18 protein-coding genes and 2 pseudogenes are annotated in these 21,318 nt (G+C 48.7%); 11 read left to right on the top strand and 9 right to left on the bottom strand.

The window, feature by feature from the left end; all coding sequences use genetic code 11:
• A partial coding sequence (locus tag V7D78_RS08655; RefSeq protein ID WP_333608048.1) for an alpha/beta fold hydrolase occupies positions 1–2,080 on the bottom strand: 2,080 nt, incomplete at its 3' end.
• 234 nt (positions 2,081–2,314) lie between these two features.
• Between V7D78_RS08655 and V7D78_RS08650 the strand changes: the two genes are divergently transcribed.
• The 4 genes and pseudogenes from V7D78_RS08650 to V7D78_RS08635 all read left to right on the top strand — a co-directional run bounded on the left by V7D78_RS08650 (position 2,315) and on the right by V7D78_RS08635 (position 4,604).
• Positions 2,315–3,004 carry an RluA family pseudouridine synthase gene (locus V7D78_RS08650; protein ID WP_333608047.1) on the top strand — a complete coding sequence of 230 codons (690 nt, stop codon included), beginning with the start codon at positions 2,315–2,317 and terminating at the stop codon, positions 3,002–3,004.
• Positions 3,005–3,147: 143 nt separating this feature from the next.
• A complete protein-coding gene (locus V7D78_RS08645; protein WP_333608046.1) occupies positions 3,148–3,405 on the top strand; it encodes a type II toxin-antitoxin system ParD family antitoxin in 258 nt (85 codons plus the stop codon).
• A 4-nt stretch (positions 3,406–3,409) separates the two neighbouring features.
• On the top strand, positions 3,410–3,730 hold the full coding sequence (locus V7D78_RS08640) for a type II toxin-antitoxin system RelE/ParE family toxin (RefSeq protein WP_333608045.1): 321 nt from the start codon (positions 3,410–3,412) through the stop codon (positions 3,728–3,730).
• A 79-nt stretch (positions 3,731–3,809) separates the two neighbouring features.
• Positions 3,810–4,604: pseudogene (locus V7D78_RS08635) on the top strand (PhzF family phenazine biosynthesis protein).
• A 32-nt stretch (positions 4,605–4,636) separates the two neighbouring features.
• Here the strand turns inward: V7D78_RS08635 and V7D78_RS08630 are convergent.
• Complete coding sequence (locus tag V7D78_RS08630; RefSeq protein ID WP_333608044.1) at positions 4,637–5,101, bottom strand: CreA family protein; 465 nt, start codon at positions 5,099–5,101, stop codon at positions 4,637–4,639.
• 173 nt (positions 5,102–5,274) lie between these two features.
• Here V7D78_RS08630 and V7D78_RS08625 point away from each other — a divergent pair, with 173 nt between their 5' ends.
• The 5 genes from V7D78_RS08625 to V7D78_RS08605 all read left to right on the top strand — a co-directional run bounded on the left by V7D78_RS08625 (position 5,275) and on the right by V7D78_RS08605 (position 9,947).
• Positions 5,275–6,891 (top strand): sensor domain-containing diguanylate cyclase, encoded by a 1,617-nt coding sequence (locus V7D78_RS08625; protein ID WP_333608043.1) that lies wholly within the window; start codon positions 5,275–5,277, stop codon positions 6,889–6,891.
• 356 nt (positions 6,892–7,247) lie between these two features.
• Entirely contained in the window at positions 7,248–7,727 is a 480-nt protein-coding gene (locus V7D78_RS08620) for an energy transducer TonB (protein ID WP_333608042.1), read from the top strand.
• Positions 7,728–7,769: 42 nt separating this feature from the next.
• A complete protein-coding gene (locus V7D78_RS08615; RefSeq protein ID WP_333608041.1) occupies positions 7,770–8,138 on the top strand; it encodes a DUF1294 domain-containing protein in 369 nt (122 codons plus the stop codon).
• Between the two features lie 153 nt (positions 8,139–8,291).
• Positions 8,292–8,597: a DUF6172 family protein gene (locus tag V7D78_RS08610; RefSeq protein WP_333608040.1), complete on the top strand. Its 306-nt coding sequence runs from the start codon at positions 8,292–8,294 to the stop codon at positions 8,595–8,597.
• A gap of 45 nt (positions 8,598–8,642) precedes the next feature.
• Positions 8,643–9,947 carry a DEAD/DEAH box helicase gene (locus V7D78_RS08605; protein ID WP_333608039.1) on the top strand — a complete coding sequence of 435 codons (1,305 nt, stop codon included), beginning with the start codon at positions 8,643–8,645 and terminating at the stop codon, positions 9,945–9,947.
• Between the two features lie 57 nt (positions 9,948–10,004).
• Here the strand turns inward: V7D78_RS08605 and V7D78_RS08600 are convergent, their stop codons facing one another.
• The 4 genes and pseudogenes from V7D78_RS08600 to V7D78_RS08585 form a co-directional block, all read right to left on the bottom strand.
• Entirely contained in the window at positions 10,005–10,628 is a 624-nt protein-coding gene (locus V7D78_RS08600; protein WP_333608038.1) for an SOUL family heme-binding protein, read from the bottom strand.
• Between the two features lie 180 nt (positions 10,629–10,808).
• Positions 10,809–11,498, bottom strand: coding sequence for a helix-turn-helix domain-containing protein (locus V7D78_RS08595; protein ID WP_333608037.1), 690 nt, complete (start codon positions 11,496–11,498; stop codon positions 10,809–10,811).
• Between the two features lie 280 nt (positions 11,499–11,778).
• Positions 11,779–13,923, bottom strand: a pseudogene (gene katG, locus V7D78_RS08590) (catalase/peroxidase HPI).
• A gap of 489 nt (positions 13,924–14,412) precedes the next feature.
• The gene (locus tag V7D78_RS08585; RefSeq protein ID WP_333608036.1) at positions 14,413–14,862 is read right to left on the bottom strand and encodes a fasciclin domain-containing protein; all 450 of its coding nucleotides are present in this window, start codon (positions 14,860–14,862) and stop codon (positions 14,413–14,415) included.
• Positions 14,863–15,116: 254 nt separating this feature from the next.
• Here V7D78_RS08585 and V7D78_RS08580 point away from each other — a divergent pair, with 254 nt between their 5' ends.
• Complete coding sequence (locus V7D78_RS08580) at positions 15,117–16,019, top strand: AEC family transporter (protein ID WP_333608035.1); 903 nt, start codon at positions 15,117–15,119, stop codon at positions 16,017–16,019.
• On the opposite strand, the gene V7D78_RS08575 is transcribed toward V7D78_RS08580, so the two are convergent.
• Positions 16,016–16,960 (bottom strand): carbohydrate kinase family protein, encoded by a 945-nt coding sequence (locus V7D78_RS08575; RefSeq protein WP_333608034.1) that lies wholly within the window; start codon positions 16,958–16,960, stop codon positions 16,016–16,018. The genes V7D78_RS08580 and V7D78_RS08575 overlap by 4 nt on opposite strands.
• A 164-nt stretch (positions 16,961–17,124) precedes the next feature.
• On the opposite strand from V7D78_RS08575, the gene V7D78_RS08570 reads away from it, so the two are divergent.
• On the top strand, positions 17,125–19,071 hold the full coding sequence (locus tag V7D78_RS08570; protein WP_333608033.1) for an alpha-amylase family glycosyl hydrolase: 1,947 nt from the start codon (positions 17,125–17,127) through the stop codon (positions 19,069–19,071).
• Between the two features lie 34 nt (positions 19,072–19,105).
• Here V7D78_RS08570 and V7D78_RS08565 read toward each other — a convergent pair whose 3' ends face one another.
• Positions 19,106–19,702: a hypothetical protein gene (locus V7D78_RS08565; protein ID WP_333608032.1), complete on the bottom strand. Its 597-nt coding sequence runs from the start codon at positions 19,700–19,702 to the stop codon at positions 19,106–19,108.
• 203 nt (positions 19,703–19,905) lie between these two features.
• The gene (locus V7D78_RS08560) at positions 19,906–21,132 is read right to left on the bottom strand and encodes an MFS transporter (RefSeq protein ID WP_333608031.1); all 1,227 of its coding nucleotides are present in this window, start codon (positions 21,130–21,132) and stop codon (positions 19,906–19,908) included.
• Positions 21,133–21,318 lie beyond the last annotated feature (186 nt).

Raw genomic sequence — 21,318 nt, 5'->3', positions numbered from 1 at the left:
TAACAAAGATAACACTCAGTAACATTGCACAAAGGCTCAAAAGCACAAAGCCGCTTAGCGAACGTTTTCTAAGGGGGCTATTTTTATGCGCTTTTAACGTGAGCACAAGGGTCGCTATACCACTTAATCCTGCCAGTAGCACCAGCCATGCACCAGTACCGGCGGGTGGCGCAAAACCCGCAATAATACTGACCTCGCTGATTTCAATTGCCCTTTGAACACCTAAGCCAATCAGCCCGACACCCACTAGTAAAATAAGCGTGGTGATAAAAGCGATAAGCCGGGGCGTTACCGGGCCAAGACCTGGCTCGTCGACATGGCTTGAGCTATAGCGTCTGGTAATAGCCCCCCAGGAAATCATGATGAAACCTAATAAGGAAATAATGATAGGCGTAGACGCGAGCAATCCGGGGACAACGACGTTTTTTGGATCATCCATGGCGCGTGCTGCCAGCTTTAAATGGATATCCGTTTGCAGGTAATCCAAAAACTCTGGTGGCTCAGCACCTTTTTCCAGGCAAGATGCATCTAATTCAGCAAGATTTTGGCCTGGGTTGTCGAAAAAGTCAGTGAGCACTTGCGATGCACATTCAGGCATGGAACGGGTAGGGCCGTGGCCGGCGTAAGGCACGATGATTAAGCGGCCATTGCTAAAGCCTGGTGCAATTCGCTCAGCCAGCGCTGGCGGGGTGATTGGATCCCAATCGCCGTTAACCACCAAGGTTGGAATAGTACTTTGAATAAGTTGATAGTCCTTGCGATCTCGCGGTGCTAAACCGGCCTCAACGCAGGTGTCGGCCATTAATTGGGAACCCTCGACTGAAAATGCGCCCTCATTAAAACCAAAATCTTCTTGTAGATCCTCTGCCGCAACACGGGCTTCTGCAGCCATGTAACCATCGTTACAACGTATCGCGCTGCCCATACCTATGCCAGAACTGCGGGAAAATCCTCCGTCGCCATTTACTAATGCCTGAAATACTTCGTCGTCCCTGCTGTTAATCATAGCGACTAAACCGCGCATAACCGATGGGATAGCGGGGTAAGTGTCTTGTTCATACAGCATAGAGAAGGGTGCAAAAGCGGCAATTAACGCCGGTACATGCGCTTTACCCGATGGGAACAGCTCTTTGTCAAACGCATCCACCATAATAGGGTTAGCAATGAGGGCATTACCCGCAGCGTAAAACGCCTGTTCTAAGCCCTCACAAATTGCAGCGCCCTGCCGCGCACATTCTGTAAATACATTCTGATGGTTTCGTGCAACCCAGCGATGAATGCGCATTAAATCGCCCAGATCATTAGGTACAATGGCATCGAGCACCAAAGCCCGTATTCCTTCAGGGTCTACATTGACTAACATTTGCCCTAAATGACTGCCATAGCTAATGCCCCACACATTCCACGATTCAAAGCCTAAAGCCTGGCGAAGCGCGCGCACATCTCTGGCATTCTCAACCGTATTGTAGGCGCTTAAATCGACACCTCTGTTGGTAGCCACTGCAAAACATGCTTTCATTCGCTGCGCATTTTCAATTTCCTGCGCTTTTAGATTATCAGCGAGTACCAGTTCGCGGCTGGTGGTCTCATAATATGGACAAAGCTCTTCAGAATCACCGATGCCGCGTTGATTAAGAATGTATAAATCCCGGGTTTTGGTTAAGTCATGCTTTAAAAAGCGTTTTACATAAAATTCTATGCCCGCTCCGGGCCCGCCGCTGAGGTAGATAATGGGGTCTTCTCTTGCCTCAAGTACTTCCTCATTCTCTTTGGCTGATTTGTCATCCTGGTCAATATCAAGACTCGCCTCGGCAACAATCTGGGTGAAAATGATCTGAAGTAAACGACTATCGGGCACCTCTCTGTTTTCCGGTACCGTAATAAAGCCGCAACGCACTCTACCTGGCTTATAATCGATATCATTTTTAAAAGGACAAACCACAGTGGTTACGTCGCTGACATAATCGTTTATAACAGCGTTGGTGCTTACTGCAACTGCCGGTGACTCCTGGGCGAACGCTTGCGCGTATAAACCAAATACAAAAAATGCTAAGAGGTATAGCAGTTTGCTCTTTGTCATTGTAAATACCTTATTGTTGTTTTCAGGTGATACAGCATAGGGTTTAAGAAGACGGTACTCATGTATCGTACTGTATAAATCATAGTCCGCCTATAGATCAGCTTTGGCCAAAGCTCTTACAGACTGAAAAATTTTGTTAATCTCTTTGAAAAATCGACAGTAAAGCGCGGGAATGGATCAACGGCTGCGCGGGATGTGCTGTTTGATGGTATAAAAGGCTAAAAAGGGGAGCTTGTGGACATTATTGATACCTTTATCGCACCGGCCTGCTATGAGTTTGTGCACATTTTATATCAGGACGATAGCATCCTCTTGATAAACAAGCCCTCAGGCTTGTTGAGTTTATCGGGTAAAAACCCGCTTAACCACGATTCGGTTCACTATCGTTTGGTACACGGCCAGCCAGGGGTAAGCCCGGCGTTTCCGCTGGCGAAATTACCGCATCGGCTAGATTTTGGTACCTCGGGTATTATGGTGGTGACACTGACGCCAGATGCCACCGCGCATTTGAATCAGCAGTTTCAGGCCGGTTCGGTGCAAAAGCATTACAGCGCCATGTTAGAAGGCTGGGTTAGTGCTGACGAAGGGCTAATAACAGCGCCGATTGCCAAAGATAACAGCCAGTTTCCGCGGGTGAACATTTGCGACAGCACCGGCAAAGCTGCCAGCAGTCAGTTCAGGGTAGTAAAACGGCTGAGCCAGCCGCGACGCAGCCTGGTGCAGTTTACTCCGCTGAGTGGCCGCACCCATCAGCTGCGCATTCATAGCCTTAGCATCAATCATCCGATCCTCGGATGTGATTTGTACCACAGTGACAGCAGCCAACAGCTGGCAGACCGATTATTACTGCATGCCAGTGATATCTATTTTCAACATCCGGTAACCGGTGAACCCTGCCACGGGCATGCTGTTAGCCCTTTTTAGCTTCTATCCTCTATTGGTTAAGTCGATACTTGGTAAGAACGGCTGGAACCCCGTTTTGGTCAAGTTCGTAAACTACAAAAATTGACAATCTTTGTCGCCAAGCCTAGCATAACCGATATAGGTGCTTACCTTTAGAGGTCATCATGCATGTATCCCTGACGCCAGAACTAGAGTCTCGCATAAAAGCCAAAGTTGAGAGTGGTTTATACAATAATGCCAGTGAAGTCATTCGCGAAGCCTTACGTTTTATGGATACTCATGAAGACTGGATCCATGAAGTGAAACTGGCTCGCCTGCGCGAACAACTGAAAGTGGCTACTGAGCAACTGGACCGTGGCGAAGGTATTGCAATTGAATCAAAGGCTGCGCTGGATGTATTGTTTGACGATATAAAAGGCTAAACAGATGCCTGCTTTCAAGCTCATTATTGCACCTGCTGCTAAAAATGACTTGAGAGAGATATATCAATACGGACTTGGGACCTGGGGGCAAGCCCAATCAGATAGCTACCTATTGGCCATAAAAAATCGATTTTGGTTACTAACAGAACAACCGCTGATCGGCGTAGAACGTCCAGAACTTCTACCTCATATCAGAAGCTTACCCATTCAAAGTCATATTTTGTTTTACCGGGTTATCGCCAACCGGGTTGAAATTATTCGCGTGCTGCACGGCCGGCAAGATCCTCAAAGGCATATGCTTGCGTTGACCGAAGCAGCTCGGTAGGGATAAGGCTATTCAACATAGCTGTGCAGGCGTTATCAAAAAATATGGCTTTACCTGAGCGAATAAACCTAAGGAGTCTGTGTTGGAATTAGATATTTATATAGTAGATGCCTTTACTCAACAGCAGTTTAAAGGCAATTCTGCGGCCGTTGTGCCACTACAACAGTGGCTAGCACCTGAGCTAATGCAAAACATTGCGGCATAGAATAACCTTTCTGAAACCGCCTTTATCCGGGCGTTATCGGCCAATAAATATGAAACTCGCTGGTTTTCTCCGCTGACCGAGATCGACTTTTGTGGCCATGCCACCCTGGCGGCGTCCTATGTGATCTTGAATCAGCTGGGCGCTCAGGGTGACATTGAGTTTTTAACCGCAGAAGTCGGCACACTGTGGGTTAAACAGCATAGCGACGGCAGGATTGAAATGAGTTTCCCCAACCAGTGCCCGCAAGTGCTCGAGCAGGTGCCGGACGCCTTATTAGCGGGATTATCGGTCACACCTATGCAGGTATTGAAAAACCGCCAGGCTTATTTTGCGGTAATGGCGTCAGAGCAGGATGTTACAAGCCTGACCTATTCTTCAGAGCACTTGAAACAGCTAGCCCCTTTTGATGTGGTGGTGACCGCTAAAGCCCGCGACTATGACTTTATTTCCCGCTATTTCTGGCCGGCCAACGGCGGGGATGAAGATCCGGTAACCGGCTCAATTCATGCCGGGCTGGCGCCTTATTGGGCGCAGGTGCTGGCTAAAACTGAGTTGCTGGCTTTCCAGGCATCGCAGCGTGGTGGCATAGTATATTGCAGCATTAGCAATGACCGGGTGTTAGTGTCAGGGTTTGCCGTGCTGTATTTAAAAGGCACTGCTTATATTTAGCGGCGTACACTAGTATTTGTTTTGCAGCGCTATCAGTTTTGCAGCTTCGCGGCGTTATAGGCATCGGTGCCCCATAGCGGCACGGTAGACAGGCTGTGCTTAAAGCTGCCGGAGGTTTCCTTGGTGGAGTAGGACACATACATCAGCGTCTGATTGTCGGCATCAAGAATACGGCGAATTTTCATGCTTTTAAAAAAGATGCTTTTTGATTTGGTAAACAGCACTTCACCGCTCTTACTTTTATCTATTTGGGCAATCATTTGGGCGGTAATAGGGCCAGTCTGGCGACAGGCAACAGAGCTGTCTGACGGGTCAGAAAAGTTCAGATTGGCTTCAATGCTGGAAACATGACAGGTAACGCCGGTCACCACCGGATCGATAAAAGCATCTATCTTGATATCCTTGGTGGTGAATACGCCTAAAGATACGTCGCCCACTTCGTTTTTGCCACAGCTGGCCAGCATCAGCAACAGCAAGCCACAGTAAATAGGGCGCATAGTCAGGTTTCCTTGGGTTAGTTATTCCATTCTTGCCATAAGCCAGCATAGCACTTTCAGCGATGAATGAGCTAGACGCGTAATTTTCCTAAAAAAAGCCCATGAACTTAACCTAGTGCTAAATTAAATATGGCACTATGCTTTTAATGTATGAATAAGCATGGATTTTTTCAGTGAAACAGAGCCTGCACACTTTTTTTACTGGTTTGGGGATTGGCCCACGGATCATCTTTGTCTTTGGCTTGGTGTTTTCAGTTATGGGTGGCTTGGGTTTAGTGCTGATGCACAAAAGCTTGCTGCCTACTTTTGAAGAAATGGAGCGCGAAGTTGCCCAGCAAAAAGCGTGGCGGGTGATTAGTTCACTTGAACATAAAATGAGCGCCATTGCTGCTATGAATGCTGATTGGGCAATTTGGGATGACATGTATAAGCATTTGCAGCACCGTGAACCAGTGCTTGAGCAGTCAAGTTTTGTAGCAGAAAGTATCGGGCTATCTAAATTTGATGCAGTGTTATTATTGGATAAAAATAATGGGATTTATAATTTTGGCTCCAGAACTTTCAGTAGCGGTGAGCAGGTTCAAGCCAGTGATCTGTCTGCGATTTTAGTCGAGCGGATTACCCTTGCTGCGGTTCAGCCAGGGCGGACTGAATGTGGCGTAGCGCGTGTGGCGGCGGCGCTTAGTGCCCTATGTTGGACAGGCGTGTTACCCAGTGATGGAGCCGGCCCCATGCTTGGGACCCTGGTAATGGTGATCGAGCTGGAGGCCGCAGCTCAAAAAGAGATGAGCCAATACGCCGCAGCTAACTTTACGCTGGACCATCTGGACATTAAACACACACTTTTGCCTTTAGCGCAGACCTGGCAGTTGCCGGCACTTAAGTATCTTTCAAACACTGAATTGAAGGTACAATTTTCCAAAAATGCCATTGCTATGCAGTACCTGCTACACGACGTAAACGAAAAACCACTCACTTGGGTGCGGATCCATATGGACCGCGAACTTATTATGCAGGGCCGTAATGTTATCATGGATGTACTGCTGCAGATGGCGGCAGTAGCACTGGTTACTGGGCTGGTGCTGTTGTTCGCCGTGCAATGGTGGCTGGTGCGTCCGATTAGCCGGCTGCGCCACAACGTGGCAAAAATTAGTGAAACAAAAAACTGGCACACTCAAGTGGCTGTCGATCGCCAAGATGAGATTGGTGTGCTTACCCAAGGCATAAACAGTTTGCTTGCGGTGCTGCAAAAGCAGGTTCATACGTTGGAAGAGTTATCCAGCACTGATGCACTCACTGGAATTGCTAACCGGCGTCGTTTTGACTTGCGCCTGGAAATCGAACTGTCCCGGCTCATGCGGCGCAAGGGCCCACTATCATTACTGCTAATGGACGCGGACCATTTTAAGCTCTATAACGACCGCTACGGTCACCCGAAAGGGGATGAATTTTTAAGTCAGTTTGGCGCCCTGTTAGCGGCATCTTGCCGACAGCATGATTTACCTGCGCGGGTTGGTGGTGAAGAATTTGCGATAATTTTGCCTGACACTGACGAGGCTGGCGCCATGACCGTGGCGCAAAAAATTATGGCAACATTAGCGGCACTGGCGCTTGAACACGATTCGTCTCCTACGGCTTTGGTAGTGACAGTAAGCATTGGCGTGACAACTTGGCATGCGGTTGGGAAGGGCGGCGCGGCTGCGTTATATGCCCAGGCCGACAAGGCCTTGTATGCGGCAAAACAAACTGGTCGCAACCGCGCGTGTGACTTTGGCTCGCTTAGTGAATAAAGTTAAATGCCAATTAACTCATCTGCGCTTTAACACGCCAGTTTTACCTTGGAAAAAATGGTGCTTTGCGGCCTTTCCTGCATAGGACTTGAATAAGGCTCGATCTGTCCACAAAAGGCTCTGCCAGGTTGTTAACCATTATTTTGGCTTTAACCCCACGGATGCTGTTACTGAAAGGGCTGCAGATCAGTAATCTGGTTTGCTGGTTAAAGGTCAGGCTACGAAATGTTTAAGTTGCATAATGATGAAATGTATTAATAATGGTGTGCAGTTACAGACATAACTGCATGAACCCGGCATCAGGGCTTTTAGCGAGTCTATTTTTAAAAGGAATACTCAGAATTAAAAGGATGGATATGAAGAAAACCTTAATTGTGCTGTTGTCAGTGTTAGGCCTGAGCGCCTGTAAATCTACACCGAGCACAACATCAGGCGAGCCATTTGATAACTTACTGTTGCAAGAGGCTGTTTTACAAACGTCAGCGTGGCAACCATTGCAAAGAATAGCGCCACGTTATCCGATAGACGCCGCCACTTCTGGCAAAGAAGGCTGCGCGACCATTGAATATGTGATCATGCCCGATTACCAGATCCATATTATGAAAATAGCGGATAGCGCAGGGCGGATCTTTGAACGGGAAGCACAGCTGGTTATTCAGCGTTGGAATTGGCAGCAATTACCTGCTGGTTTAATCACCGAGCCAGTAAAGACGCGCACTCGTTTTGAATTCTGCTTAGAGAGCGAAGCCGGCCAATGCTCAGCTGAAAATCTGGCAGCCCGCAGCCAGTGTAGTGGCACTGATGTGTTGCCCTCTGTTGGCTATAGAATACAGTGAGCAACTGTTATTGAATATTAACGCTTTGGCAGGAGAAAGCAGTTGATCACATCGGCTAACGCCACCAACTACTTGCCGTTAAAATTAGTAGTGTTATTCTTTATTGCGCTGGCCTTATTGCATTGGCTGGGTAAGCTGCCGTTATGGGTATTAGCGGCTTATGTTGGCCTTAGCCTGATAACCTTTATCAGTTATGCCTGGGATAAACGTCAGGCACAAGCTGCAGGGCGGCGGACACCCGAGTCGACGTTACACCTTATGTCGTTACTCGGTGGTTGGCCCGGGGCCTGCCTTGCGCAACAGCACTTGCGGCATAAATCTCAAAAAACATCTTTCTTACGGTTATTCTGGTGCACCCTGCTGTTAAACTTAGGTTTGTTACTATACCTGTTTAAGTTTTTTTGGTGGTGATGCAGCGTTAGCTGCCTCTTATAAGACATAACTGCCCGGATTTTGCCGATAAATAGCAGATAGTGGCGGTTATCTTCTACGCTTACATGTAGAATGCGCGCTTTATCAGCGTATTGATATTTTACTGTCAGGTACGCACTTTTAGGAATATCAATGAAAAAGACATTTGCATTAACCCACGCTAAGCTGCAACCCGCCCGTTTAGTCGATGCCATTAAGCACGAAATTAAAAAATACCTGGCCCGCGAGCGACGCAAAGCCCTGCCAGCCGGCACAGATTACTGGACCTTTGACTGCCGCTTTGGTGCGACTAAAGAAGAAGCCACAACAATTTTTACTTCAGATATCAATAAACATATAGATGCTGCTGCAGCGCAAGAGCTTAGCCAGTTTTATATCGAAATTCTGGCCAGAGCCTGCCAGCATCAACCGCGCCCGAGTGACGACGCGGCTGACTAATTTTTACCTTCATTTAAACTGTAGCTATTCTACAGAGGAACTCTTATGCAATTTTCATCTTTAGATTTAGCTGCAGATTTACAACGCGCCTTAGTCGACTATGGTTATAGCGACATGACACCAGTGCAGGCGCAGGCCATAGTACCGGCACGCCGGGGTAAAGATTTGCAAGTGACGGCGCAAACCGGTACCGGTAAAACGGCAGCCTTCGCTATACCGGTATTACAGCGCATGCTGGATAAACCCAAAGCCAGCGTTGAGCGCCGCCTGCGCGCGTTAATTTTAACGCCCACTCGCGAATTAGCTGAGCAATTAGCTGAGGCAATAAGCGCTTATGCGCAGTATTTACCTATCAGTGTTACCGCCCTTTATGGTGGCGTGAAAATGGGCGGGCAGGCCAATAAACTTATTGCTGGTGTCGATATCGTGATCAGCACCCCTGGCCGTTTGTTAGAGCATATGGCGCTGGGCAATGTAATTCTGAGCGATGTCGAATTTGTGGTACTGGATGAAGCCGATCGTATGTTAGATATGGGCTTTAGCACTGATGTACTGAAGTTGCTGAACATGACCTCAGCGTCACGGCAAACCCTGTTGTTTTCTGCTACCACTTCACCGGCGGTAAATGAACTGTCGCATAAAATTCTGAAAAACCATCAGCAAATTCGGGTAGCCAAAACCAACAGTACCGCTGATACGGTAAACCATGTGGTGTATCCGGTAGAAGAAAGCCGCAAAATTGCATTATTTGAACAGTTATTGGCCGAGCATAACTGGTTTCAGGTGTTGGTATTTACCAGTACCAAGGAGCAGGCTGACCGGCTGTTAGCCGACTTGCAAAAATCCAAGGTAAACGCTGCAGTCTGCCATGGTGATAAAAGTCAGGGTACCCGGCGCCGCGCTATTGCCGATTTTAAATCAGCTAAATTACAGGTGTTGATTGCCACCGAAGTGGCTGCCCGTGGCCTGGATATCCAGGGGCTGGATTTTGTGGTGAATTTTAACTTGCCGTATTTACCGGAAGATTACGTGCACCGTATCGGTCGCACCGGCCGGGCAGGCGCCTCAGGCACCGCTATTTCTTTTGTCAGCCGCGAAGAAGAGCAAACCTTAGAGCGTATTCAAAAGCTGATTGGTAGCGAGATTAAACGCATCAATAAGCCGGGTTTTGAAGTAAGCAACCGTGGCTCACTGTTAAAAACTATTTCGCGCAAGGTACTCAGCGGCCGCTCGAATAAAGCTACTGAAACCAGCATTGAGCTGCAAAAAACCGCTAAAGCAAAGCCTAAAGCTGCGCCTAAAACCACAGCTAAAACCACAGATAAAACCAAGCCGCGTAGCAGCAAATAGCCAGCGGCTACGCTAGCTATTAATGCTAACAACCCATGCCGCCAAGTTGGCGGCATGTTAGTTTAGCGCAATCAGTATTTCATTGCGGCGCAGCATTGGCAGGGTCAGTGGGCCATTATAACCAGCTTCAATAGGTGTGCCGGCGGCGGTGTAGCCGTTGGCTGCCATCCAGTCTTGTAGTTGCTTGCTGTATTTTTCAACGTTACGCCGGCTCAGGGTGCCGCTAAATTGAATCGCCGCTACCCTATAGTTTGTCAGCTCACTGACCTTAACATCAGGGTTAGTCGGTTTAGGGGTGCTTTGCAGCGTAAAGTTTTTTGGCATCACAAATGACATCATGGCGTCAGTGCCAGAGCCTGTCATCAACACCGGCGCTGTCATGGCAATTTTTTCACCTTTAGCCGCCGCTTGCTCACCCATCAATACCGGTGCGGTCATGGCAATAGCGGTATTGCCTGCGTTTTCACCACCGATATAACGGAACAACTTTCTAAAGGCACTATTGCGGCCATCTCCAGACATAGAAGTGGAAACCAATACCATAGTGTCGTAACGGCGCACTTCAATGTTTTGTGGTTTATCCGCTGTAATCAGGGTGTAGGGGGCGTCGTCGACACCGCTGTGGCCAAACACCGAACAGCCGCTAAGTAATAAGGCTGCTGCACAAAGTAGTAATTTCACGTATTTTCCTTTAAGTTTCCATATTATGCAGCTTTATACGCACCAGCGCATAAAAGGTAGCAAAGGAAAAATAGCCCAATGCTAAAAGCAGCAGCAACATCCAGCTTTTGGCCATTAAAGCTGGTGTTACTGTTGTTTATGCTACTGGTATGGCAAGGCTGCTTGCAGGCCTGGGCTTAGCTACTCACTGGCTTCAGTCAATTTATAGATCAGTGGCCTTAACAACAGCTCGGCAATAATAGCGGCGTAGAGCCAAAGAATGGACAACACATGCAGGCCGTAAAAAAACTGGTTGACGTTGCCTGTGGTGGCAAAAAGCTCAAGCAAGCTAACCAGGCCAATAACACTGCCTATGGCCGCCGCAACATAGCAATTTTTATAGATGTACTGATACAACCTGGTCAAATCGCGGCTGGCCGCGTGCTGATAAAGCTGTGAACTGGCCAGATATTTCAGCCCGCTGATGGCTTTTATTAACCCATTTACACCAAAGCAGGCCAGAGTGGACAACGTTAAAAAACCAAGCAATATCACTAAAGACATCAGATCCAGATAGCTGGCAAGGCTGGTAGCGGATGCTTTACCCATCAGGCTGAGCAAGGCTGTAAACAGCAGTATAAATATCAGCAGCCTGCTGATAATGGTTGTGCGCTGCCAACGGGCTTGCAGTGGCGTGCTATGCTGTTGTAATTGTTCAGCACTGATGTTCAACGTCGCGCACAAGGCATGTAAAGTCTCTGCTGAGCCACCGCCTTCACTTTCCAGTCGCTGAATAGTGCGCAAACTTAAGCCTGATTGTTTGGCTAACAACTCCTGCGATAGGTTATGCCGCAGTCTTACCCGTTTAAGTTTTTCTGCAGAGATATCCATAAGTAACATCAAGGGTTTAGAGATACTTAGAGTTAACCAAGCTCTGCTGTAAACTGCAAGTGTTCAGTTATGTCAAACAGGCGCCAAACTGCCGCCAATCTGTCTATAATGGCTTCAGACAGTCGCCAGCCGCCCTTTCCAATAGCTGCGCCAGAATTCCACCTGTACCTCGCTTTCCAGCTTGTCATGTTGTACCGACAGCGCCGCTTTATCCGGGCTTTTTTGATAATTGCCATAAAAAAGGGCCAGCAGGCCCTTTTCAGTTTACGGCGAAGGTAGCTTAACGGTCGAGATTCATCACCTTGGTCCAGGCCGCAACAAAGTCGTCTACGAACTTTTTCTTTGAGGTATCAAAGGCGTACACTTCAGCTACCGCACGTAGCTCGGAGTTAGAGCCAAAAATCAAATCAACGGTGGTTCCTGACCACTTTTTCTCACCGGTTTGGCGATCAAACCCTTCATATAACCCCTCAGTAGCCGCTTTGCGCCATACCGTAGCCATATCCAGTAAGTTAACAAAGAAGTCATTGTTTAAGGTGCCGGGTTTAGTGGTAAAGACGCCATGCCGCACACCTTGATAGTTAGCATCCAGCGCCCGCAAGCCGCCGATAAGTACTGTCATTTCGGGCACGGTCAAATCTAACTGATCAGCTTTATCAACCAACATTTCGGCGGGTGATTTATAGCTGGCTGCTGCAACAAAGTAGTTTCAGAAGCCATCGGCAGTTAATTCCAGTTGGTTAAACGAACTAATGTCAGTAAACGCCTGAGTTGCATCCCCCCGACCTGGGTTAAAAGGCACGCTGATGTTGTAACCCGCATCTTTAGCAGCTTTTTCAATGGCTGTGACACCACCCAGCACTATCATGTCGGCCAGTGAAACGGTTCTTCTGCCTTTATTAAAATCAGCTTGAATACCTGTTAACACTGCCAGTACCTTGGCTGTTTCAGCCGGATTATTTACTGCCCAGTCTTTTTGTGGCGCCAGTGCAATACGGGCACCGTTAGCACCACCGCGCATATCTGAGTGGCGATAACTGGCTGCAGACGCCCAGGCCACTCGCACTAGCTCAGGTACTGTTAATCCTGATTTTAAAATGCTGTCTTTAAGTTTTTTAACATCGCCAGCATTTATAGTTGACTGAGTTTTAGCGTCAATAGGGTCTTGCCAAACCAACACTTCTGCCGGCACTTCTTTACCTAAAAAGTTACGCGGCGGGCCCATATCGCGATGCGTCAATTTATACCAGGCCTTGGCAAAGGCCAGGCGATACTCTTCCGGATTGGCCAGAAAGCGCTCGGCAATTTTGCGGTATTCCGGGTCAAATTTCAGTGCTAAATCGGCTGTGGTCATCACCGGCGGGTTAAATTTGCCGGCAATGTGGGCGTCGGGTACCGACTGGTGAAGTGACTCATCAGTGGGTATCCATTGAATAGCCCCAGCCGGGCTGCGGCTTTGCTGCCATTCAAAGTTAAGCAGGTTACTTAAATACAAGCTGGTCAAGCGCGTTGGTGCTTGCGTCCAGGCACCCTCTAAGCCACTGGTAATAGTATCTTCTGAATGACCTTTACCGCAGCTGTTGCTCCAGCCAAAGCCTTGTTGTTCAACACCCGCGGCAGCAGGCTCAGCGCCTAAACAATCAGCTGGTTTATGAGCACCATGCATTTTACCAAAGGTATGGCCACCGGCAATCAGCGCTACGGTTTCTTCATCGTTCATCGCCATCCGCTCAAAAGCTATGCGGATATGTTTGGCTGAGCCCAGCGGGTCCGGGACGCCTCTTGGCCCCTCAGGGTTCACATAAATCAGGCCCATGTGGGTGGCGCCTAAAGGGCGTTGTAACTTGCCATCGCTGTCTTCACGATCACTGGCCAGCATTTCAATTTCCGGCCCCCAATACACTAAATCGGGTTCCCAGTCATCGGCACGGCCACCGGCAAAGCCAAAGGTTTGAAACCCCATGTTCTCTAATGCCACATTGCCAGCCAGCACCATTAAATCTGACCAGGAGATGGCTTCACCGTATTTTTGTTTTACCGGCCAGAGCAAACGGCGCGCTTTATCTAAGTTACCATTATCTGGCCAGCTATTGAGTGGTTCAAAGCGGATCTGACCGCCACCGGCACCGCCGCGGCCATCTAAAGTGCGGTAGGTGCCGGCACTGTGCCAGGCCATGCGGATAAAGAAGGGGCCATAGTTGCCAAAGTCGGCCGGCCACCAATCTTGTGAAGTGGTTAATAGCTTATTGATATCTTGTTTAACCTTGGCTAAATCCAGGCTGTTAAACGCTTTGGCATAATCGAAGTTGGCGCCGTAAGGATTAGAGCGGGCATCGTGGGCGCGTAATGGCGACAGATCAAGTTGATTGGGCCACCAGAACTGGTTGTTTCTAATCGCGCCTGTTGCAGCACTACCTGTGCCCATGGCTCCTTGAGGTTTGCTAATTTCAGCACTGCTATTGGCAAAAGCACTGGCTAATGTTAACAGCAGGCTGATTATGCCTGCCAGAAAAGATTGACGAAATCGTTGCTGGGTCATTGTTGGTCTCCTTCAAAACCTTGTTGTAAGTGTCATTATTGCTACCTGTTAAACCCCAGCCCCGAGTATGGTTTTAGCAGTCAACGGCTCGCAAAACCGCCAGGCAAGATGCCAGGTTGTCTTAATTTGGTAACAATAAGAAGAGTATAGTTAGTTGCTGATAGCTTTAAGTGAATTAAACCGATTGTCTTTATTGATAAAAGCGATTTAAAAGCGGTGTTGTTATATTGCGGTCTATAGTGTGATGCGTTGAGGGATGGTGTAACGTGGTAGGCTAATTGATAAGCCCGCTGTTGCGTAATCTGTCTGGGAAAAGTTGTTATAAAGCAATAGCAGGTTGGCTGCCCGGATACTGCAACCAACCTTACAGGCTACTCAGTTCTTTGGCAGGACAACGCTATCCAGCACATGAATCAAGCCATTGCTGGTTTCGATGTCGGTGGCAATCACTTCTGCGCCGTTAACGAAGACCTTGCCGTATTTAACTTCAATGGCTAGATCCTGACCTTGTACTGTGGTGGCTGAGGTAAGTTTCACCACATCAGCGGCCATGACTTTGCCTGCCACTACATGGTAGGTCAATACATTGGTTAAGGCGGCTTTACCTGCTACCAGCGCATTTAAATCGGCCGCCGGAATTTTGGCAAAAGCGGCGTCATTTGGTGCAAATACAGTAAACGGGCCTGGGCCTTTTAAAGTATCGACTAAATCTGCAGCCTGCACTGCAGTTACTAAGGTAGTAAAGCTGCCTACGGCGATGGCGGTATCGACAATATCGGCTTTAGCTTTTGATTTGTGGTTGTGGGCCTGAGCCGTAAACAGCATTTAACCAAGAACAACAGAACCTAAAACCAGATGTGATAATTTCATAATCTTTCCTTTTGATGTGAAGTTAGATATAACTCAGTCTCGAATATGCAGGCTTGGCTTAACAGACCCCTTTGAAAACGGGCAAAGCACAGAAAACGATCAGCTTTATATTTTTCTATTTTAGTTAAACTAATCCTCAACAAGTGGCGTACACGCGCTGCCTGAATGCGGGTTCAGTTGACACTGTTAGCAATGCTCATAGAGGCAAGATGCTGTTATTCACCCTGATACCGGACTTCATAGTATTGCTCTGTGGCTCGGCGCTTAAGCGGGTGCTGCCGCCTGGCAGCTGGCAGAGTATTGATAAGCTGAATTTTTATCTGCTGTTCCCGGCATTGATTTTCATCAGTGCCCTGCAAAGTCCTCCCGGCTCCTCGGCCTTAGTGCTCATCGGTACTGGGGTCTGGGGCATTATGCTCTTTGCCTTTGCCGTGGGGTTTTTATTAAGAAGCATAGGGCCAGCGCGATTTTTAGATTTTGCCGCATGTTGGCAAACCGCCTGGCGCTTTAATGCCGCGCTGGCATTAGTGATGGTGCAGGCATTACCCTTGGAATACCGGGCGTTAATGTCTATTGCGATAGGCCTGGCCGTGCCGGTGGCGAATATTCTGGCGATCTCCGTTTTATCAAAAGGGCAGGGGTTGGGGCTGGCTAAAACTTGTTGGTTAATCCTGTCTAATCCATTTTTAGTGGCCAGTGTCGCCGGGTTGTTTTTTGCGTTAAGCGCACTTTCTATACCTGCATTACTGCTGTCAGCGCTGCATAAACTGGCCCAGGCGGCTATCCCATTAGCCTTGTTATCAATAGGCGCGGCGCTGAACTGGCAGGCCCTTTATAAAGTGACTGGTTTTGATGCGGCCCTTAATGGCATTAAGTTACTGCTGATGCCAGCAGTTATGCTGTTGCTGTGTCAGCTGGGCACTGTAGCAACAGGCCCTGCGATGGTGCTGGTTTTATTTGCCGCGCTGCCTACGGCATCAGCAGCACATGTGCTGGCTTCGGTCTATGGTGCAAAGCGCGAGCCGGTAGCAACGCTCATCGCGCAATCTACCTTACTGGGCTGCTTTACCTTACCAATGTGGTTGCTGTTGTTGCAGGTTATCTACCTTTAGGCCTGCCACTCAAAGCGTGTCGGCAGGGCGCTAAAGGCACCAAAGTGCTGACAGGTCAGCGAGCCGGCTTTAATGGCCTGGCTAAGCATGAGCTGCTGGCTTGATTTATCTGCTAACAGTGCTGACCAGCTTTGCAGCGGTAACGCCTGACTCAGCTGATAAAGCCAGGCACCGACAAAGGCATCACCAGCGGCTGTGGTATCCACCACCTTAACCGCAGGCACCGGCAGGCTAAAAGCCTGTTGGCTATAGCTGTTCACTTCGCTGGCGCCGGCGGTGACCACTATCCAGCTTTCGCGGTTGGCCTGTAATTGCTCAAGCCAGCGGCGCTGATCTTGCTGCTGAGCCAGGTAACTCAACTCATCATCGCTAAGTTTAATGATGTCGGCTTGCTGCAGCAGCTGTTGTACCAGAGCCGCATCTGCCTTGCCACTGGCCCACAGGTTATGCCGTAAGTTGGCATCCACAGATACCAGCCAACCATGCTGCTGCGCTTGTGCCACCATGTCAAAGCTGTTGTTAGCAATAGCACTGTCGGTCAGGCTGTTGGAGCATAAATGCAAAATGGCCGGTGTTTGCCAAAAATCCTTTGGTAAATGCGCAGTAGTGTAAAGTAAGTCAGCTGCGGGTGGCCGGTAAAATGAAAAGCTACGATCTCCTTCATCGTTTAATGCCACAAAGGCCAGCGCCGTTTTAGCCTCACTAGTGTTGGCACAGGCATGGCAATCTACGCCGTAATGCTCAAGTTCGGCTTGCAAAAACTCACCAAACATATCGGTACCAAACATACCAACAAAGCGGCCCGGCCCACCCAGTTTAGCAACAGCCACCGCGACATTGGCTGGCGCGCCTCCGGCAAAACGGCGGAACACGCCCGGTTGCTGCGGATCCTGTAAAAAATCGATTAGCACTTCGCCAAAGCAATAAACGGGTAATGACATGCTGGTCTCACTGAGCAAACTGAATTGTTTAAGATAAAACTACGCTATTGCGGCGCTGAAGTAAATGCAGCATACAAAAAATTGGTTAATTTTTTAGCAATGACTTGCAATGCAGGCAAAATAACGCAAATATAGTCACTAATACCAGTAGCAGGATCAGAGTTATGGACCAGAAAAGTGGCGTGGCCTTAGTGGCCAATACGCAAGCATTAGCGGATTTTTCTTCAGAGTTACTTAAACGTTATAGTTCGTCACTTAAAGCGATCACTAAAAGCCGCTGGTCGTTATTTGAAACCCGCTTAAAAACCCATTTACCCGGGTTGCTGCAGCTCTACCTGCCGCTTTACAGTGCGCAATTTGATAGTTACTTCCATTTAGAGCAGCTGCTTAAACTGTTAGCCAGGGCGGTGGCGCAGCGTCCGGATTTTTTATTAGCCGAAGATGCCACACCACAGCACTGGCATAAAAGTCAGGCGGCGTTAGGGTCTGCCTGCTATGTCGATTTATTTGCCGACAACTTTGCCGGCTTAGCTGAGCGCATCCCCTATTTGCAGCAAACGGGGATTAACTACTTGCACCTGATGCCATTATTTAAAGCGCCAGAGCCAAACAGTGATGGTGGCTATGCAGTTTCAGATTATCGCAGCACCATGCCTGCACTGGGGACGATGCCGCAGTTAGCCGAATTAATGCAGCAGCTACATCAGCATGGCATCAGGCCGGTGCTGGATTTTGTGTTTAACCATACTTCTGATGAGCATCGTTGGGCGCAAAAAGCCAAAGCCGGCGATAAAACCCATCAGCAGTATTATTTCTTTTTTGACCAGCAAGAGCGTGAGCAATATGCGCCCTGGCTGCGCGAGATATTCCCTGAAATCCGCCGTGGCAGTTTTACCTTTGAGCCAGGCACCCAGCGTTGGATCTGGACCACCTTTAACAGCTTTCAGTGGGATTTAAATTACGCCAACCCGGCGGTATTTAATGCCATGGCCGAAGAGATGCTGTTTTTAGCCAATCAGGGGGCAGCGGTGTTAAGGTTGGATGCGTTAGCCTTTGTCTGGAAAGAGGCGGGCACGAACTGTGAAAACCTGCCCAAAGCCCATACCCTTATTCGAGCCTTTAATGCGGTTGCCCGTATTGCCGCACCGGCCTTGCAGTTTAAGTCGGAAGCGATAGTGCATCCGGATGAAGTGGTGAAATATATCGCGCCAGAAGAATGTCAGCTGTCCTATAACCCGCTGTTGATGGCCCTGTTATGGAATAGCCTGGCAACCCGCAAAACCCGTTTATTAACCGAATCCTTGCAGCGGCGTTTTGCCATAGATCCACAGTGTAGCTGGGTAAACTACATTCGTTGCCATGATGATATTGGCTGGACCTTTGATGACAATGTGGCCTGGCAGCTGGGTATTAACCCTGAGCATCACCGGCAGTTTTTAAACCAGTTTTACACCGGCCAGTTTAGCGGCAGCTTTGCCAGTGGCGTACCTTTTCAGCAAAACCCTATTACCGGGGATTGCCGGGTGGCGGGCATGTTAGCGTCACTGACCGGGGTGGAGCAAGCACTGCAACAGAACGACGAAGCACAGCAACAGCGGCAACTGCAACAGGCGTTAGCGCGGATCTTTGTCCTTAATAGCGTTATTTTGAGTATTGGGGGCTTGCCCTTAATTTATATGGGCGATGAGTTAGGTTTGCTAAATGATTACAGCTACCAGCAAGATCCGGCGAAACGGGACGATAGCCGTTGGGTAAACAGGGTTAAGGTATCTGAGCAACAGCTGTTATCAGCCAAAGACCCTGCGACCTTGTCCGGGCGTATTTATCAGCAGTTACAGCAACTGATCAAAATCAGAAGCGGTTTAACCCTGCTGGGTGAGGGCAGCACCGAGATTTTACATAGTGGCAATCCGCATTTATTTGTCTATCGCCGCCAGCTTGCTCAGCAAAGCCTGCTTTGTGTGGTGAATTTTAGTGAGTACGACCAAAGCTACATAGCCGCCATGCCCGGTCAATGGCGTGACGAGTTAACAGGGCAGCACTTGGAGGGGCAGACAATAAATGTAGCCCCTTATCAGGTGTTGTGGTTAAGTATCAGCGCGCTTAAATAGCGTTCAGCATAATAAGGTCGGCTAAACACCGGCCTTATTGACTCCGCTCAACAGTTTGCCAACCTTGCCCGGCTTTACTCAGGCAGACCGGGTTGCCCTCCTGCAACATAGACTCGGCAAAAAACCACTCTTTAAATACCTGCCATTCGTTGTTTATCGGACTTTTACACTGGCCATTGGCCTGCTCAGCATAAAGCGCGTTAGTACACAGTGGCGTGTCTGGCAGTTCGCCCCGGTAGGCATAGGCATAGACAACCTGACACTGCGGGCTGACATAGGTGCGAAACACCACCAGCCAGCCTTGGTTATAACGCACCAGGCTAAAGCTGGGTATTTTATGTGCCACTGCAGCAACGATAATTTCCGGCGCTTCTGCTTGCTCCAGCAGCACTAAACCCTGGGCTTGTCGCTGGCGAATTTGGATAAGCTCGCCATGGCGCCAGGCAAAACCATCATAATCAGTACTCTGGGCAAGCGTGGTTAGTGCATTTAACCCTTTTAAATCGCGGCTGACTTCCTGACGAATAGTCCGTTCAACTTGCTCGGCTTCAGTCGGCCCTTTCATATCGCAAGCCGCGACTAATAATAGCGTCGTCGAGGCGATTAAGGTTTTAGCTAGAGTATTGACCATATAGGCTCTCTTAATAGATGAGTGTTAAGCGCTCACCTTGCGGTTAAAGCAGATTGCTACATGATACCAATACTAAGTTGCGCGGTCATTAGATAGGGTTAGCTCTGAGGGGGTCAGGCCTTGCTTTTTGCAATTGGTTGTTAACAATTGCAAAAAGCAAGGCCTGACCCCCAAGGTTTTGCTGGCAGGGGGAGAAGATGAAACTAGTGTGACATTTTCTGCAGTTGTTCTTCAGCCGGGTTGGCAAAATGGTTCCACCACAATCCAATAGCCATGATTAAAGCAAAGCCGGTGGCCAGATAAAAGCCATAACGCACATCACCAAAGATATCGCCAACAATACCCATTAGTAACGGGCCCAGCGCGGCGGCTAAAGCGGTGAAGGCTAAAATTAACCCTGCGGCTGCGCCATGTTGATGGCGTGGAAAACAGCTGATGCCTTTCGAGTTTAGGGTGGGGTACATCATCGACATAAACAGGCCGGACAGCGGCATCAGCCACAAGGCCCATGCCACGCCCTGATACATACTGACCACAAAACAAATGGCAATGGCGGTGCTAAACCAGGCCAGCAAGATAGTCCAGCTAAAGCGGGTTAATAACCATTCGGCTAAAAAGCGGCCTATGGTGCGCAGGATAAAAAACACCGTGATAGCATGGGCAGCCAGCAAGGTGTATTGGCCGTCGTATTGCTGTAACAGCGTAGGAAGCCAGACAAAGACCGCGACTTCGGTGCCGACATAGCAGGCGATAGCCAGAGAAAAGCCCAGTGCATAGGGATTTTTCACCAGTTTCAGGCAGTGCCAGATGGAGGTTTTGGGTTGAGTAACGTAAGCCGGATAGTCCATGCGCCAGGCAATAATCAGCAAAATAGCGCAAATTAAGCCCGCGACCAGATAGAGCTGCTCCCAGGCCATGTCCATCATCAATAAAATGGCGACTAATGCCGGGCCAACAATAGCGCCCAGCCCAAAAAAACCTTCTACGCGGTTCATTAAGCGGGTGTGGCTAAGGGTATTGGGGCTGATATCACCTATTAAGGCCAGGGCGCCGGTTTTAAACAAGCCAATGCTTAAGCCACATAAGCCCAGTAGTAACATATAGAAATAAAAACTTTGGTTGAGCGCAAAGGCAAAACAGGCCAGGGTGTAGATAAAAAGGCCAAATAAAATGATTTTTTTACGGCCAAGCTGATCGGCCAGTTGCCCCAGAAATAAGCCCGATAAACCGATAAAAATCATTGGCACATAGTGAATAGCGGCGGCTTGAGTCAGGCTCAGATCAAACTGTTTTACTACCTCGGGAATGATCACCCCAACCGCGTCGGTGGTCATGGCAAAAACGAAAAACATCAGGCAAGTCATCCATTTTACCTGGGTATAGGTGTGCTCAGTTACCGCTGATGCGCTAAGCGTTGGTGTCTGTTGCATAAAGCTACCCTGTCATTTGCAGGCATGTTGCCTGTCAGTTTTTATATTGCCAGTGTTACTGCTACTGGCTACCCGCTGTGAATGCTGGTTTTTGGTATTTAGTCTGCTGGCTAACAGCGGCTAATACTTAATTTTAAAATTACATCTTAAACGTTTAAGTATCAAGTAAAAGTATAAAGTTTGCGC

Source organism: Arsukibacterium sp. (genome assembly GCF_036735525.1).
Classification (GTDB): domain Bacteria; phylum Pseudomonadota; class Gammaproteobacteria; order Enterobacterales; family Alteromonadaceae; genus Alishewanella.
Note: the sequence above shows the minus strand (reverse complement) of the source record. Positions and strands in the feature narration are given on the sequence as shown.

Coding starts and splice junctions, on each gene's coding strand:
- V7D78_RS08595 (WP_333608037.1), bottom strand. CDS start 11,498: ATGGATATCTCTGCAGAAAAACTTAAACGGGTAAGACTGCGGCATAAC.
- V7D78_RS08605 (WP_333608039.1), top strand. CDS start 8,643: ATGCAATTTTCATCTTTAGATTTAGCTGCAGATTTACAACGCGCCTTA.
- V7D78_RS08585 (WP_333608036.1), bottom strand. CDS start 14,862: ATGCTGTTTACGGCTCAGGCCCACAACCACAAATCAAAAGCTAAAGCC.
- V7D78_RS08620 (WP_333608042.1), top strand. CDS start 7,248: ATGAAGAAAACCTTAATTGTGCTGTTGTCAGTGTTAGGCCTGAGCGCC.
- V7D78_RS08645 (WP_333608046.1), top strand. CDS start 3,148: ATGCATGTATCCCTGACGCCAGAACTAGAGTCTCGCATAAAAGCCAAA.
- V7D78_RS08560 (WP_333608031.1), bottom strand. CDS start 21,132: ATGCAACAGACACCAACGCTTAGCGCATCAGCGGTAACTGAGCACACC.
- V7D78_RS08575 (WP_333608034.1), bottom strand. CDS start 16,960: ATGTCATTACCCGTTTATTGCTTTGGCGAAGTGCTAATCGATTTTTTA.
- V7D78_RS08570 (WP_333608033.1), top strand. CDS start 17,125: ATGGACCAGAAAAGTGGCGTGGCCTTAGTGGCCAATACGCAAGCATTA.
- V7D78_RS08580 (WP_333608035.1), top strand. CDS start 15,117: ATGCTGTTATTCACCCTGATACCGGACTTCATAGTATTGCTCTGTGGC.
- V7D78_RS08565 (WP_333608032.1), bottom strand. CDS start 19,702: ATGGTCAATACTCTAGCTAAAACCTTAATCGCCTCGACGACGCTATTA.
- V7D78_RS08610 (WP_333608040.1), top strand. CDS start 8,292: ATGAAAAAGACATTTGCATTAACCCACGCTAAGCTGCAACCCGCCCGT.
- V7D78_RS08630 (WP_333608044.1), bottom strand. CDS start 5,101: ATGCGCCCTATTTACTGTGGCTTGCTGTTGCTGATGCTGGCCAGCTGT.
- V7D78_RS08640 (WP_333608045.1), top strand. CDS start 3,410: ATGCCTGCTTTCAAGCTCATTATTGCACCTGCTGCTAAAAATGACTTG.